This window comes from Mesorhizobium sp. CA15 (assembly GCF_020165215.1).
Classification (GTDB): Bacteria; Pseudomonadota; Alphaproteobacteria; order Rhizobiales; family Rhizobiaceae; genus Mesorhizobium.
In genome coordinates this window covers 40,013-53,700 of the sequence record NZ_JAIUHQ010000012.1, presented here as the reverse complement: position 1 = coordinate 53,700, position 13,688 = coordinate 40,013, and the positions used below count along the sequence as shown (strand labels likewise).

At 64.2% G+C, this 13,688-nt stretch carries 13 protein-coding genes; 12 read left to right on the top strand and 1 reads right to left on the bottom strand.

What is annotated here, in order from left to right:
* The first annotated feature begins 10 nt into the window (after positions 1-10).
* The 4 genes from LB515_RS19175 to LB515_RS19160 all read left to right on the top strand — a co-directional run bounded on the left by LB515_RS19175 (position 11) and on the right by LB515_RS19160 (position 4,292).
* Positions 11-1,102, top strand: coding sequence for an ABC transporter ATP-binding protein (locus tag LB515_RS19175; protein WP_224631589.1), 1,092 nt, complete (start codon positions 11-13; stop codon positions 1,100-1,102).
* 1 nt (position 1,103) lies between these two features.
* On the top strand, positions 1,104-2,039 hold the full coding sequence (locus LB515_RS19170; RefSeq protein ID WP_224708636.1) for a carbohydrate ABC transporter permease: 936 nt from the start codon (positions 1,104-1,106) through the stop codon (positions 2,037-2,039).
* On the top strand, positions 2,036-2,884 hold the full coding sequence (locus tag LB515_RS19165) for a carbohydrate ABC transporter permease (RefSeq protein WP_224708635.1): 849 nt from the start codon (positions 2,036-2,038) through the stop codon (positions 2,882-2,884). Before LB515_RS19170 ends, LB515_RS19165 begins: the two co-directional genes overlap by 4 nt.
* A gap of 94 nt (positions 2,885-2,978) precedes the next feature.
* Entirely contained in the window at positions 2,979-4,292 is a 1,314-nt protein-coding gene (locus LB515_RS19160) for an ABC transporter substrate-binding protein (RefSeq protein ID WP_411969156.1), read from the top strand.
* Between the two features lie 102 nt (positions 4,293-4,394).
* On the opposite strand, the gene LB515_RS19155 is transcribed toward LB515_RS19160, so the two are convergent.
* Positions 4,395-5,039 carry a GntR family transcriptional regulator gene (locus tag LB515_RS19155; RefSeq protein ID WP_224708700.1) on the bottom strand — a complete coding sequence of 215 codons (645 nt, stop codon included), beginning with the start codon at positions 5,037-5,039 and terminating at the stop codon, positions 4,395-4,397.
* 324 nt (positions 5,040-5,363) lie between these two features.
* Here LB515_RS19155 and LB515_RS19150 point away from each other — a divergent pair, with 324 nt between their 5' ends.
* From LB515_RS19150 to atzF, 8 genes are read left to right on the top strand one after another with little or no spacing between them, the layout of a single operon-like run.
* Positions 5,364-6,491: a BMP family ABC transporter substrate-binding protein gene (locus LB515_RS19150; protein WP_224708633.1), complete on the top strand. Its 1,128-nt coding sequence runs from the start codon at positions 5,364-5,366 to the stop codon at positions 6,489-6,491.
* A gap of 21 nt (positions 6,492-6,512) precedes the next feature.
* Complete coding sequence (locus LB515_RS19145; protein WP_224708632.1) at positions 6,513-7,637, top strand: ABC transporter permease; 1,125 nt, start codon at positions 6,513-6,515, stop codon at positions 7,635-7,637.
* Positions 7,637-8,563: an ABC transporter permease gene (locus tag LB515_RS19140; protein ID WP_224639577.1), complete on the top strand. Its 927-nt coding sequence runs from the start codon at positions 7,637-7,639 to the stop codon at positions 8,561-8,563. The genes LB515_RS19145 and LB515_RS19140 overlap by 1 nt, the downstream gene beginning before the upstream one ends.
* 14 nt (positions 8,564-8,577) lie before the next feature.
* Positions 8,578-9,279: a cysteine hydrolase family protein gene (locus LB515_RS19135; RefSeq protein WP_224708631.1), complete on the top strand. Its 702-nt coding sequence runs from the start codon at positions 8,578-8,580 to the stop codon at positions 9,277-9,279.
* 10 nt (positions 9,280-9,289) lie between these two features.
* Positions 9,290-10,822, top strand: coding sequence for an ABC transporter ATP-binding protein (locus LB515_RS19130; RefSeq protein WP_224708630.1), 1,533 nt, complete (start codon positions 9,290-9,292; stop codon positions 10,820-10,822).
* Complete coding sequence (locus LB515_RS19125; RefSeq protein WP_140655605.1) at positions 10,822-11,490, top strand: cysteine hydrolase family protein; 669 nt, start codon at positions 10,822-10,824, stop codon at positions 11,488-11,490. The genes LB515_RS19130 and LB515_RS19125 overlap by 1 nt, the downstream gene beginning before the upstream one ends.
* Entirely contained in the window at positions 11,483-11,833 is a 351-nt protein-coding gene (locus tag LB515_RS19120) for a cupin domain-containing protein (RefSeq protein WP_224608202.1), read from the top strand. The genes LB515_RS19125 and LB515_RS19120 overlap by 8 nt, the downstream gene beginning before the upstream one ends.
* Complete coding sequence (gene atzF, locus LB515_RS19115; protein ID WP_224708629.1) at positions 11,830-13,632, top strand: allophanate hydrolase; 1,803 nt, start codon at positions 11,830-11,832, stop codon at positions 13,630-13,632. The genes LB515_RS19120 and atzF overlap by 4 nt, the downstream gene beginning before the upstream one ends.
* The last annotated feature ends 56 nt before the right edge of the window (positions 13,633-13,688 follow it).

Below are 13,688 nucleotides of genomic sequence, written 5' to 3'. Positions count from 1 at the left end.
GAGCCTCGACGTGACGGCCGATATCGAGATCAGGAATGTGAGCAAGCATTTCGGCGCCATGACGGTGCTGGATGATCTGTCTCTCTCCATCAAGGCACGCGAATTCATCGTGTTTCTCGGGCCCTCCGGCTGCGGGAAATCGACGCTTCTGCGCATGATCGCGGGCCTCGAGACTGTCGATACCGGCGAGATAGCCATCAACAACGAACGTATCGATCATCTGCCGCCGGGCAAGCGCGGCATTGCCATGGTGTTCCAGTCCTATGCGCTTTATCCGCATATGAGCGTGCGCGACAACATGGCGTTCGGGCTTGAGAATATCGGCATGCCGCGCGACGTCATCGACGCGCGCATAAAGGAGAGCGCCCGCATCCTCGAAATGGAGCACCTGCTCGAGCGCAAGCCGGGCCAGCTCTCCGGCGGCCAGCGGCAGCGCGTCGCCATCGGCCGTGCGATCGTCAAGGAGCCGAAGGCTTTCCTGTTCGACGAGCCGCTCTCCAATCTCGATGCGGCATTGCGGACCCGTACCCGCATCGAGCTTGCCCAACTGCACCAGCGCCTGCAATCGACGATGATCTTCGTCACCCACGACCAGGTTGAGGCGATGACGCTCGCCGACCGTATTGTCGTCATGAACAATCGCAAGATCGAGCAGATCGGCTCTCCCATGGAAATCTACGACCGCCCCGCGACCAAATTCGTCGCAGGCTTCGTCGGCGCGCCGGCGATGAATTTTGTCGAGGCGACGCTCGACAGATCGAGCCGGAACGCCACGGCCAGGTTTGCGGACGGCATATCGGTTCAGACCGAGATCGCCTCCGACCAGACGATCGATGGCAAATACACTTTCGGCATCCGTTCGGAAGACGTGCGCATCGTTTCCGCCGGGCAGGGCAATGCCGATGGCGTGGTCGATGTGCTTGAGCGGCTCGGCGAACGCACCTTGGTCTACGCCCGGCTTGGCGACGGCCAGCAGATCGTCGGCTCGGATGTCGGCAACAGCCGCGTCGCGGTCGGCGACAAGGTCGGGCTCGCCTTCGACGGGCGGAAATCGCATCTGTTCGGCGAGACCGGTCGCGCCTGGCACGCGGGGGAGGTCTGACATGGACGACCGACGGGCGACGCCGCGCACCGCGCTTCCGGCCGCCGGCGACAGAGCTGCAAGCATCGATATCTGCGCGCCGCAATGGCGAAACTTCATTTTCGTCGCGCCGTTCCTGTTCTTCTTCACGACGCTTCTGCTGGTCCCGCTGTTCTGGGGAATGTGGCTGAGCTTCCACAAGGCCGACACGTTCTCATCCGGAAACTTCGTCGGTTTCGGCAACTATATCAGGCTGTTTCACGACAAGGTGTTCCTGCAATCGGTCTGGAATACCTTCTACTTCGTGCTTCTGACGGTGCCGACCCTGGCACTGATCGGTCTTTTTCTCGCGCTTTGCCTCAACCGCCGCACGCGCACCGCCGCGGTGCTGCGGACCCTGTTCTTTTCTTCCTCCGTGCTGTCGGTCACGATCGTCACGCTGATCTGGCGCATCGTGTTCATTCCGAATGTCGGCCTTCTGTCGACGATCTACGGATGGTTCGGCGCAACCGCCCCGGCTTTCATTTCCGATCCCAGCCTGGCGATGATCGGCATCGCCATTGCTACCGTCTGGTGGTGCATCGGCCTGCCGATGATGCTCTTTCTCTCCGCCCTCCAGCAGATTCCGCAGGATATTTACGAAGCGGCAGCCCTGGACAATGCCAATCGCTGGCAGACGTTACGCTCGATTACGCTGCCGTCGATCAAACGCACCTTCGTCCTGGTGGTCATCGTCCAGATCGTGCTGCAGTTCCAGCTGTTCGGCCAGGCCTGGCTGATGACACGCGGCGGTCCGAACAACCTGACCAAGCCGATCGTGCTCTACATCTACGACACCGCGTTCCGTCGCTGGGATCTCGGCATGGGTGCCGCGGCTTCGGAGGTGCTGTTCATCCTGATCCTGATGGCGGCCATGGCCCAGTACCTGGTCACGCGCAACAAGGCGGGTCAGGCATGAGGGCTCCAGCCATCTCCATCAAGGGACGCGCATTCGGCGACCGCGTGTTGCTGGCTCTGGTCATCCTGCTTTCCCTGGTCATGGTCGCGCCGGTTCTGTGGGTTATCGGCCTGTCGCTAAAGGAAAATGCCGCGCTGATGGCAAATCCGAATTCGGTGTTTCAGTCGCCCTATACGCTCAAGAACTACATCAACACCATCGGCACCTCGTCGGTGTTCGTCTGGGTGCTCAACAGCATCATCGTCTCCGGAGGATTGACGCTCGGAACGCTGATCCTGTCATCGCTTGCCGGCTATGGCTTTGCACGGCTGAATTTCCCCGGCCGAAACATCCTGTTCGTGATCGTCCTCTTCGGCCTGGCGGTTCCGGAACAGGCCGTGCTTGTCGCCCGCCACCAGATCTTCAGCATGCTGAACTTCCACAACACCTATCACGGGCTCATTCTCCCGGGCCTGTCGGCTTCTTTCGGCGTCTTCCTGATGACGCAGTATTTCAAGGCCATCCCGAAGGAGCTGGACGAAGCCGCCATGCTGGACAATGCCAGCCGGTTCAGGACGTTCTGGAAGGTTCTTTTGCCGCTCACGGTGCCCGCCCAGGCAACCCTCGGCATCTTCACCTTCCTCGGCGCGTGGAACGATTACTTGTGGCCGCTGATCTCGGCAACCAAGAAGGATATGTACACGCTGACGGTCGGCATGGCCTCGACACAGACCAATTTCGCCCAGTCGGAAGGCATCGGCTTCTTGATGGCGCAGGCGGTGTTCGCCGGCGCGCCGATCCTGATCGTCTACCTGTTTTTCCAGAAATACATCGTCACGGCCGTCTCGGGCGCCGCGGTGCGATGACGAGATTGCCTGACGGAGTGCGTCGCAGCGATTGAAGCATGAAGCCAGTCCAGCGTGGAGTGGCGCAGACTCAGGAGGAGGAACTGATATGAAAATGAAGAAAGTCCTGTTTGCAGCGGTCTCGGCGGGCGTGCTGATGCTCGCAAGCCCGAGCCTTGCAGCGACGGAATTGACGGTGCAGCGGTTTTTCGGTGCCTGCGATGCCGATTTCGGCACCAACACCGATGTCGCCAAGGCAGTAGGCGAATGCGGCATCATCACCTCGCTGATCAACAAGTTCAATGCCGACAACCCCGATGTCCACGTCAGCGTCAGCACTGTGGAATGGCCGGGCTATGACCAGCTGACCGCACAGTTTGCTTCGGGCGAGGCTCCCGACATCGTCACGATTCATGAATCCGCGCTTTCGGATTACCAGTCCAAGGGGCTGTTGATGCCGCTTGACGATCTGTTGAAGTCCGTCGGCGTCACACCCGATTCCTTCACGGACGCGGCGCGCAACGGCGCCACCAAGGACGGCAAGATCTATGGCCTGCCGATCGACAGCTGGACGATGCTCTATCACATCAACATGGATCTCTTCAAACAGGCCGGCCTCGTCAAAACCGACGGCACGCCGATCCTTCCGACGTCGCCAGAGGAGCTGCTCGCCCAGGCCGAACAGTTCAAGCAGAAGACCGGCAAGCCCTACTTCGTTCAGAACCTGGCCAATGAGACCGCGCTCTACACGCGCAATCTCTACACCTATCTCTTCCAGCAGAATTCCGATTTCTTCGCCGATCCAAAGCATGTGAAGCTGAACACGCCGGAAGCCAAGAAGGTCGTCGAGATGTACAAGGCGATCTTCGACAAGGACTACACCACCAAGGACCTCGACTATGGCGGCGCGATCAACGCCTTCCTTGCCGGTGGAGGCGGCGTGCAGCTCAACGGCACGTGGGTCGTCGGCGACAACAACGCCCAGTCCGAAACCAAGGGCACGGCCCTCAACAAGGGCGGCTATGCAGTCTACCCGTATCCGCAGCTATTTGCCGGCGCCCATGCGCAATATGCCGATGGCCACACCTGGGCAGTCTCGCAGAAGGACCGCACACCCGAACAGACCGCGGCTATCGGCAAGTTCCTGAAGTTCTTCGCCGACCATGACTTCGATTGGTCGCGCACCGGCCACTTGCCGGCCTACAAAGCCATCATCGCCTCGGACGCCTTCAAGGCACTGCCGCATCGCAATACCATTGCCGCGGTCGCCGATCTCGGCAGGCCGCTGCCGTCCGCGGTACAGCGCCAGTTCGCAATCCAGGACATTGTGGGCGAAGAGATGAGCGCTGCAATCACCGGCCAGAAGGACGTCGATGCCGCACTTGCCGACATGGAAAGCCGCGTCAACGAATTGCTCGCCAACATTTGACCGCAGGTCTCTCGGAAACGCTCTCGATGCCCGCGGCTGAAGGCCGTCGCGGGCATTCTTGGTCAATGAAGCAGCACCGCATCTTCGGACCGTTCGCAAATTTCAGGCCACGTCCCGCCGAATTGGCTTGCGATCATCAGCCGCGAACACCGCGCTCGCCTCGCTGACGATCGAGACATGGTCCCTGGCGGCCTTGCCCGCAGCCACGCTGTCTCCGCGCATAATTGCGGTGACGATCAGGTCGTGTTCCTGCCAGGATTTGGCCAGCCGTCCGGGCAGCATGAACTGGGCGCGGCGGAAGGGTGCCAACCGGCTGCGGGTCATCACGGTGAGTTCGTGGATATGCGCATTGTGGGCGCCACGATAAAGCCGGCTATGGAACTCGGTGTTGAAATACTCATAGTCCTCCTCGGCGCCCAGCTGCACCATCCGCGCCGAAGCCTGGTGCTCGATCTCGAGCCCGCGACGCTCGCTGCTGGTCATGCGCTCGGCCGAGAAGCGCGCGCAGATCGCTTCCAGCTCGGCCATGCTCTCGAACATCGAGGCGAGATGCTCCTGCGTCACGACGGCGACGATAGCGCCCCTGTTTGGCCGCCTCTCGACCAGGCCCATGGCGCTGAGCTGGCCGAGCGCCTCCCTGACAGGGGTGCGTGATACGTCGAAGCGAGCGGCGAGCGAGGTCTCGTCCAGCTTTTCGCCGGGGCGCAGGTAGCCGGTGACGATCCGGTCGCCGATCGCCCGAACCATCTGATCCACGGTCGTGCCAGACCTGATCAAGCTGCGCTTCCCAGACAATTTTCCTCCGTCGCGTCTTCTCGTGGAGTCGGCCGACTCGTTGGCCTTTCGACTCAGGCATGCCCTCTATGCCTCTATTTTAATCTGTCTGTCAAATTGGCTACTTTCAAGGCAAAAAGTGCATGCAATTGCCTCCGGCATAGGCACAAGCCTCCGATCTGATAACTGATTTTATTGGATAAATTCCAGGACATAAACTGGCACGGCGGTTGCATGCACTTTCTTGGACGGCATGTTAACCGACCCGGAAAAGGGTCCCAAAGGGGAGCATTCACTATGACCGACAGATTCATGCTTAACCGCCGCCAACTGCTCAAGACCTCAGCCGCGGGAGCCGCGCTCGGCCTCGCCTCGGCATCCTTTCCGATCAGCCGTGCCTTCGCCGCCGCCGCCACTGTCGGCTTCATCTATGTCGGCCCGAAGGACGACTATGGCTACAACCAGGCGCATGCCGAGGGGGCGGCCGCGCTGAAGGGCATCGAAGGCATCTCCGTCGTCGAGGAGGAAAACGTTCCCGAGACGGTCGACGTCCAGAAGACGATGGAATCGATGATCAACCTCGACGGCGCTTCGCTGATCTTCCCGACCTCCTTCGGCTATTTCGATCCGCACATGCTGGCCATGTGCGCGAAATTCCCCGACGTGCAGTTTCGCCATTGCGGCGGCATGTGGGACAAGGCCAAGCACCCGATGAATGCCGGCTCCTATTTCGGCTATATCGGCATGGGCCAGTACCTGAACGGCGTCGTCGCCGGCCACACATCGAAGTCGAAGAAGCTCGGTTTCGTCGCCGCCAAGCCCATTCCGCAGGTGCTGCTCAACATCAACTCCTTCCTGCTCGGCGCGCGCTCGGTCGATCCGGCGATCACCTGCCAGGTCATCTTCACCGGCGAATGGTCGCTGGCGGTGAAGGAAGCGGAAGCCACCAACGCGCTGGTCGACCAGGGCGCCGACGTCATCACCTGCCATGTCGACAGCCCGAAAGTGGTGGTCGAGACGGCCGCGGGCCGCGGCGCCTTCGTCTGTGGCTACCACGCCAACCAGAGCCCGCTGGCGCCGGAAAAATACCTCACCGGCGCCGAGTGGAACTGGGCCAAGGTCTACAAGATGTTCGTCGACGATCTCATCGCCGGCACGCCGCTACCCAATTTCACCCGCGGTGGACTGGCCGACGGCTTCGTCAAGATGAGCCCGCTCGGTCCCGCCGTCGGCGAGCCGGCCCGCAAGCAATTCGACGCCACTTTGGCCGAAATGATGAAGGGCGGCTTCTCCGTCATCAAGGGCCCGCTGAAGAGCAACAAGGGCGCCGTCGTGGCGACGGAAGGCCAAGCCTTCGTCGAGACCGCCATCGAGCTCGAAAGCATGGACTATCTCGTCGAGGGTGTCGTCGGCTCGACCGCCTGAAGCCGAGCGGAGACGGGGACCATGACCAATACGGTCAGCAGTGCGGAGGCGCCGGCCCTGCTCGGCGCCAAGGGATATCCGGCGGCGCTGGCATGGATCGCGCGGCGGGCGGAAGCTTTCGTCATTCCGCTCGCGGCTCTTGTCGTCGGCATGGCGCTGTTCAGCCTGTTCATCGCCCTGGTCGGCAAGTCCCCGGTCCTGCTTTACGAGACCATGTGGCGGGGCGGCTTCGGCTCGTGGTTCTCCATCCAGAATTCGCTGTCGCGGGCCGCGCCGCTGCTGCTGGCGGCGCTGTGCGTGGCACTGCCGGCGCGGCTCGGCCTCGTCGTCATCGGCGGCGAGGGCGCCATCGTGCTCGGTGGCGTCAGCGCCGCTGCCATAGGCGTGATGCTGAGCGGCGCGCCTTCCTTCATCGTCATTCTTGCCATGGGCGTGGCGGGCCTGGCCGCCGGCGGCATCTGGATCGGTGCCGTCGGCGCGCTCCGCCACTACCGGGCCGTCAACGAGACCATTTCCAGCCTGCTGATGGCCTACATCGCCATCGCCTTGATGAACCAGCTGGTGGAAGGGCCGCTGCGCGACCCGGCCTCGCTCAACAAGCCCTCGACCCAGCCGCTCGCCGACATCTACCGCATCGGCAACATTCCGGGCATGGAGGTGCATTGGGGGCTTGCCGTCGGCGTCGTCGCCTGCGTGCTCTCCTGGGTGCTGATCGAAAAGACCCGCTGGGGCTTTGCCGCTCGCATCGCCGGCGGCAATGTCAGGGCAGCGCAGGTGCAGGGGCTGGCCGTCGGACCGCTCATCGTCGGCTTTACCGCGCTTGCGGGCGGCTTTGCCGGTCTTGCCGGCATGCTGGAAGTCGCAGCCGTGCAAGGCAGCGCCAACGGCTCGCTCGCCGCCGGCTATGGCTACACCGGCATCCTCGTCGCCTTCCTCGCCCGCCACAACCCACTGGCCATCATCCCGGTTGCCATCCTGCTCGGCGGCATCGACGCGTCCGGCGGGCTGATCCAGCGCCGCATGGACCTGCCCGACGCCACTGTCCTGGTGCTGCAAGGCATGCTGTTCATCGTCATCCTGCTCAGCGAAACCTTGTACGGCCGTTTCAAGGCCTTCAACCCCGATTTGTGGCAGAGGGCCTCGTGATGGATGCGGCCGGGATCGGCCTCTGGGGCGTGCCGCTCGCCATCCTCGGCGGCGCGATCCGCGTGTCGACGCCCTTCATCTTCGTTTCGCTGGGCGAAGCCATCACCGAGCGCTCCGGCCGCATCAATCTGGGGCTGGAAGGCACGCTCGTCTTCGGCGCCATGACCGCATATGCGGTCGCGGTCATGACCAGCTCGCCATGGCTCGGCCTGCTGGCCGCCGCGGCCGCCGGCCTTTGCTTCGGCCTGTTCCATGGCTGGATCTGCAAATTCCCGAAAGTCAACGACATCGCCATCGGCATCGCGCTGATGCTGTTCGGCTCGGGGCTCGCCTTCTTCTTCGGCAAGCCGTTCATCAAGCCGAAAGCGCCCAATCTTCCGGCCATTCCCTTCGGCGCCTGGTCCGACATTCCGCAGGTGCAGGCGGCACTCGACGTTAACGTCCTGTTCCTGATCGGTGCGGTGCTTTCGCTGGTCCTGTGGTGGGCCTTCCGCAACACCCGCGCCGGCCTCATCGTGCGCGTCGTCGGCGACAGTTCCGACGCCGCGCGCGCCATGGGCCTCAACCCGAACACAGTGCGCCTCATCGCCACCGGCGTCGGCGGCGCGCTGGCCGGCATCGGCGGCGCCTATCTGTCGCTCTACTATCCCGGCAGCTGGACCGAGCGCATCTCGTCCGGTCAGGGGCTGATGGCGGTGGCGCTGGTCATCTTCGCGCGCTGGAATCCGCTCGGCTGCTTTGCCGCCGCGCTTCTGTTCGGCGGCGCTGGAGCGCTCGGACCGGCGCTGCAGTCGGTCGGCGTCACGCAAGGCTACTATTTGTTCTACGCCGCCCCCTACATCCTCACCCTCATCATCATGATCGCCACCTCGTCGCCGACACGCTCGCTAGCGGGCGCGCCGGGCGAATTGTCGATCACCAGATAGCTGGAGTTTTTGCCATGAACGCCAGAGCCGAAATCACCCAGCGTTATATCGACGCCGACCCGTATCCGTGGCCCTACAATGGCGAGCTTCGCCCCGACAACACGGCGTTGATCGTCATCGACATGCAGACCGATTTCTGCGGGCCGGGCGGCTATGTCGACCATATGGGATACGACCTGTCGCTGGTGCGCGCACCGATCGAGCCGATCAAGTCGGTGCTGTCGGCCATGCGCGCGAAAGGCTACACCATCATCCACACCCGCGAGGGCCACCGCCCCGACCTCGCCGACCTGCCCGCCAACAAGCGTTGGCGCTCGCGCCGCATCAACGCCGGCATCGGCGATCCCGGCCCCTGCGGGCGCATCCTGGTGCGCGGCGAGCCGGGCTGGGACATAATCCCCGACCTCTACCCGGCCGAGGGCGAGCCGATCATCGACAAGCCCGGCAAGGGCTCCTTCTGCGCCACCGACCTGGAGCTGATCCTCAACCAGCGCGGCATCGAAAACATCGTGCTCACAGGCATCACCACCGATGTCTGCGTGCACACCACCATGCGCGAGGCCAACGACCGCGGCTTCGAATGCGTGATGCTGGAGGACTGCTGCGGCGCGACCGACTACGGCAATCATCTTGCCGCGATCAAGATGATCAAGATGCAGGGCGGCGTCTTCGGCGCGGTGTCGAGCTCGGCGCCCTTCGTCGCCCAGCTGCCGTAAGGAGGCCAGGATGAGCGCGATCACCGGCAACAAGGCCGTCGGCGTCGAGACCATCGGCATGACGATGCGTTTCGGCGCCTTCACGGCGTTGGGCGACGTCTCGATCAAGGTGCCGGCCGGATCGTTCCACGCGCTGCTTGGCGAAAACGGCGCCGGCAAGTCGACGCTGGTCAAATGCATGATGGGTTTCTATCACCCGACCGCCGGCGACATCCTCGTCGACGGCCGCGAGGTGGCGATCGCCAGCCCCAGGGACGCCTCGGCGCTCGGCCTCGGCATGGTCTACCAGCATTTCACGCTTGTCCCCTCGCTCACCGGCGCCGAGAATCTGGTCATTTCGCGTGAGAAGGTTCCCGGCGTGATCGACTGGCGCAAGGAGCGCGGCGAGCTTGCAATGTTCATGGATCGAATGCCGTTCAAGCTGCCGCTCGACGTCAAGGTGGCCGAGCTCGCTGCCGGCGAGAAGCAGAAGCTGGAGATCATCAAGCAGCTTTATCTCGGCCGCTCCTTCCTGGTGCTGGACGAGCCGACCTCCGTGCTTACCCCCGGCGAGGCGCAGGAAGTGCTTGGACTGGTGCGCGCCATGACCAGGGCCGGCAACCTGACGGTGCTGATGATCTCGCACAAATTCCATGAGGTGACGGCATTCGCCGACGATGTCAGCGTGCTGCGCAAGGGCAGGCTGACCGGCACTGGCCGCGTCGTCGACCTCGACCGCAAAGCCATGGCGGCGATGATGATCGGCGACCAGCCGATCGCGGTCCTCGACAGCCGCGCCGAGCCCAGGCCGGACGCCGAGATCGTCCTCAAGGTCAAGGCGCTGAAGGCGCCGGACCGCACCGGGTTGAAGTCGATCCGGATCGAGGATCTCGGCGTGCGTGCCGGCGAGATTGTCGGCATCGCCGGCATTTCCGGCAACGGCCAGAAGGAATTGCTCGAAGTGCTGGCCGGGCAGCGCCCCCGCGATGCCGGCGAGGTCATGGTGCGCGGCGCCGCCTATGCGGCAACGCGGGCCGAGGCGCGCGCTCTCAATGTGCGGCTCATTCCCGAGGAGCCGCTGAAGAATGCCTGCGCGCCGAAAATGACGGTGGCCGAAAACATTTCTTTCCGCACCTTCGATATCGACGCCAACGGCAAACCGGTGAGCTGGATTAGTGCCGGCGCCATCAGGGCATTCAGCGCCAGGCTGGTCGAGCAGTTCAAGGTCAAGACCGCATCCCTTGCCTCGCCGATCGCCTCGCTGTCGGGCGGCAATGTGCAGCGCGCCGTGCTTGCCCGCGAGCTCACCGGCAAGGTCGACCTTCTGATCGTCTCCAACCCGTGCTTCGGCCTCGACTTCTCGGCCGTGGCCGAAATCCGCGCCCGCATCATGCAGGCGCGCAATGCCGGTGCCGCCGTGCTTCTGATGTCGGAGGATCTCGACGAACTGGTCGAGCTCTCGGACCGCATCTTCGTCATGTCGGACGGCGCGCTGGTCTACGAGACGCCGATCGCGCAGGCTAGCGTGCAGACCATCGGCGAGCACATGGCGGGACATCACTAATGGCGGAAATCGCAGCGCAGCCATTTCCGTTCGCCTTCAAGCCGCGGACCATGGCGCTGGTCGTCATCGACATGCAACGCGACTTCGCCGAGCCCGGCGGCTTCGGCGCCAGCCTCGGCAACGACGTCAGCCGGGTGACCGCGATCGTGCCGACGGTGAAGCGGTTGATCGACGGCTTTCGCGCCGCCGGCCTTCCGGTGATCCACACGATGGAGTGCCACCGGCCCGACCTTTCCGACCTGCCGCCGGCCAAGCGCAACCGCGGCAATCCGTCGGTTCGTATCGGCGATGCCGGGCCGATGGGCCGCGTGCTGATCGCCGGCGAGCCGGGCACCGCGATCCTCGACGAGCTTGCGCCGCTGCCCGGCGAGATCGTCATCGAGAAGCCAGGCAAGGGCGCCTTCTATGCGACCTCCTTCGGCGATGACCTGAAAAGGCTCGGCGCCGAGCAGCTCGTCTTTGCCGGCGTCACCACCGAAGTCTGCGTGCAGACGACGATGCGCGAGGCCAACGATCGCGGCTATGAGTGCCTGCTCGCCGAGGACGCCACGGAAAGTTATTTTCCCGAGTTCAAGGCGGCGGCGATCGCCATGATCAGGGCGCAGGGCGCCATCGTCGGCTGGACGGCGACGACCGACCAGGTGCTCGAGGGAATTGCCAATGCCTAATCTTGCCTTTGCCGGCCTGCTCGACGGCGGCTGGCGCGATCTGGCGTTCGAGCCTTTCCGAGACGGCATCGGCGTGCATTGGCTGCTGAAGGGTGGGCCGGTCGAGCCGTCGGTCGCGATCCTGAAATACCGGCCGGGCGCCAGCGTGCCGCGCCATCGCCATGTCGGGCTGGAGACCATCGTCGTGCTGGAAGGCACCCAGAGCGACGAGAACGGCGACTATCCTGCCGGCAGCGTGATCCTCAATCCGGTCGGAACCGAGCATTCGGTGTGGACGAAGGACGGCTGTGTCGTGCTGATCCAATGGGACCTGCCGGTGATCATTCTGGGGGAGACGAAATGAGTGATGTCCACTTCGACATAGCGAGCCTGCGCGCCGCCTATCGTGGAGGTGTCGGCGTTGGCGATGTGATCGCGGCGATTTATGCCCGCATCGAGGCTGCCGACGATCCGGGCATCTTCATCCATCTCGCCGCCAGGGCGGATCTGCTTGCCGCGGCCGAAGCGCTCGGCCCGTTCGACCCGGTGGCAAAACCGCTGTGGGGCATTCCCTTCGCCGTCAAGGACAACATCGACGTCGCCGGCATGCCGACGACGGCGGCCTGCGCGCAATACACCTACTGGCCCGACAAGGACGCCACCGTGGTGGCGCGGCTCAAGGCCGCCGGCGCGCTGGTCGTGGGTAAGACCAATCTCGACCAGTTCGCCACCGGCCTCGTTGGTGTGCGCACGCCTTGGCCGATCCCGCGCAACGCCATCGACGCGGAGCTGGTGCCGGGCGGCTCCTCCTCGGGCTCGGCGGTGGCGACGGCGCGCGGCATCGTCTCCTTCGCGCTTGGCACCGACACCGCCGGCTCCGGCCGCATCCCGGCCGGCCTCAACAACATCGTCGGGCTGAAGCCGACCGTCGGCGCGTTGTCGACGGGCGGCGTCGTTCCGGCCTGCCGCACGCTCGACTGCGTGTCGGTGTTCGCGCTGACCGTCGACGACGCCTATGAAGTGTTCTGCGTCGCGGCAGCGCGCGATGCGGCCGATCCCTATTCGCGCGACATCGCCGTCCGGCCGCTCGCCGCTCGCCCGCCTGTGCCGAGCGTCGGCATCCCGGCAAGAGCCGACTGGAAATTCTTCGGCGATGCGGCCATGCAGGCCGGCTTCGAGGCCTCCCTCGCCATGCTGTCGCGGCTCGGCTGCCGGCTGGTCGAAATCCCGTTCGGCGATTTCTACGCCACCGCCAACCTTCTCTATGAGGGTGCCTGGGTGGCCGAACGCTATGCTGCGATCCGCGATTTCATGGAAGCCAACGAAGCCGCCATGCATCCGGTGACGAGCAAGATCATCGGCGGCGCCAGGAAGCTGTCGGCGGCGGACGCTTTCCGCGGCCTTTATGCCTTGCAGGCCTACCGGGCCAAGCTCGCCCCGCTCATCGCCTCGGTCGACCTGTTCTGCGTGCCGACCGCGCCGACGCACTACACCACCGCCGCCGTGCTCGCCGATCCGGTCGAGACCAACAGCCGGCTCGGCACCTACACCAATTTTGTCAACCTGCTCGACATGTGCGGCATCGCCGTGCCGACCGGCACGCGCGACGACGGCCTGCCGATGAGCGTGACACTGCTTGCGGCCGCCGGACTGGACGGCCTTGTGGCGTCCATCGCGCGCGATCTCCATGCCGCGAGCGGTCTCACCCTCGGCGCGACCGGCTGGCGCCAGCCGAGCGTGCAGCCTGTCGGCGCGTCGGCCGAAGACGGCACGATCGAATTGGTGGTGGTCGGCGCTCACCTCTCGGGAATGCCGCTCAATGGCCAGCTCAAGCAGGCCGGTGCCCGGTTCTGCCGGGCGACGAGGACGGCTTCTTCATACAAGCTTTACCAGCTCGCCGGCCAGGACACGCCCAAGCCCGGACTGGTCCGTGTGGAGAGCGGCGGCACTGCGATCGAGGTGGAGGTCTGGCGGCTGCCTGCCGAGGCCTTCGGCCACTTCGTGGCCGCCATCCCGCCGCCGCTGGGCATTGGCAACATAGAGCTTGACGACGGCAGCAGCGCCAAAGGCTTCCTGGTGGAATCCGTGGGCTTGCTGGGCGCTTCCGACATCTCGTCATTCGGCGGCTGGCGCCGCTTTCTGTCTGATCGCGTTCCCGTTTGAATGTGTCCTCAACGGACTCCGCGAACTGCTTTGCATGGAATCAGTGCCGGGCACGT